Raw genomic sequence first — 1,436 nt, 5'->3', positions numbered from 1 at the left:
GCGGGAGCGGTCCCGGCAGCCGGATCCGTGCCGACGGGCCAGGCTGCCGTGCCGCCACCCGCATCCACCGCGCCCGCGGGGCCGGCACCGTCGGCGCCGTCGGCCCTCGGCCTGCGTTACCTGCCTCGGGCGGCCTGGGGTGCCGACGAGTCGCTGCGGCTCAATCCCGCCACGGGCCAGCCCTGGCCAACGACCTACTCGCCGGGTCAGGTGATCACCGTGCACCACACCGTGACGCCGAACGACGATCCGGACCCGGCCGCGTCCGTGCGGGCGATCTACTATTTCCACACGGTGGAACGCGGCTGGGCGGACATCGGCTACCACTTCCTCATCGACGAGGCGGGCACCCTCTACGAGGGCCGATGGTCGGGGACCGACGGGGTTCCCGGCCACCGGCCGGACGGCCAGGTGGTCACCGGCGCGCACGTCGGCGGATTCAACGCCGGCAACGTCGGAGTCGCGCTGCTCGGCGACCACCGGACCCGGGCCCCGACGGCAGCCGCGCGCCGTTCACTCGAGCTGGTTCTGCTGGCGCTCTGCGGCGCTCACCGGCTGAATCCGGCCGGCAGCGTCGACTACGTCAATCCGGTCAGCGGCGCCCGGCGCCGGGTGTCGGCGATCAGCGGGCATCGTGACTGGATGGCCACCGAGTGCCCCGGGGCGGTCCTGGCCACGGCACTGGACGGCATCCGCCTGGAGGTCGCCCAGGCGCTCCTGTGAGCCGACCGCGTCCGCAGCGACGGGTCCGCAACGAAGGGTCCTAGATCTCATATTCTGAGACTCTGATCTGGCACCCGGCCACCTACGAGCCTGGCCCTGGCCCTGGCCCTGGCGCTCGCGCGGGCCAGGGTCGGGGCCGCCCGGCGGTCAGAACACGAGGCTGATGCCCACTCGCCGGCCGCTCTTGGTCAGGCGGGTATACGCGGCCGCCCCCTCGGCGGCGGGGTAGGTCTCGACCTCACGCAGCGCGATCTCTCCCCGCGCGATCGCGTCCATGATCGTGGCGAGCGTCCGGCCGTCCCCGTGGACGTTCAGGGCATGGGTCGCCACCCCGGCCCGCGGCGACGGGGTCGTGGGCGGGGTGAGCCCGACGAAGGCGCCGCCGGGTCGGACCAGATCGATGATCGATTCGCCGAGCAGGGCGGCATCGACGACGCCGTCCACCCCGTCGGGCAGCGCCGCGCGCACGGCGGCAGCCGGATCGTCGGTGCGGGCGACGAAGATGTCCGCGCCCAGCCGCCGGACCGTCTGCTCGTCCTCGGGCCCGGCGAGCGCCGCGACGCGCGCTCCGGTGCCGGCGGCGAACTGGACGGCGAAGGCGCCCACGGCCCCGGCCGCCCCGGTGACGAGGACGGTGGAATCCGCTGCCCGGCGCAGCTCCGCCACCGCCTGGTGCGCCGTGAGCGCGTTGAGCGGGACGGTCGCGGCCAGGG

Annotated in this window: 2 protein-coding genes; one reads left to right on the top strand and one right to left on the bottom strand. The window is 74.7% G+C overall.

Annotated features, from left to right (window positions below; all coding sequences use genetic code 11):
- Window positions 1-723, top strand: a 723-nt coding sequence (locus ND748_RS31965) for a peptidoglycan recognition family protein (RefSeq protein ID WP_251750007.1), incomplete at its 5' end; no start/stop codon positions are given.
- Between the two features lie 147 nt (window positions 724-870).
- Here ND748_RS31965 and ND748_RS31960 read toward each other — a convergent pair.
- Window positions 871-1,436 (bottom strand): zinc-binding dehydrogenase (locus ND748_RS31960; protein WP_251750006.1); only part of this gene is annotated, 566 nt, incomplete at its 5' end.

The organism is Frankia sp. AiPs1, assembly GCF_023716945.1.
In the GTDB taxonomy this organism is placed as follows: Bacteria; Actinomycetota; Actinomycetes; order Frankiales; family Frankiaceae; genus Frankia.
Note: the sequence above shows the minus strand (reverse complement) of the source record. Positions and strands in the feature narration are given on the sequence as shown.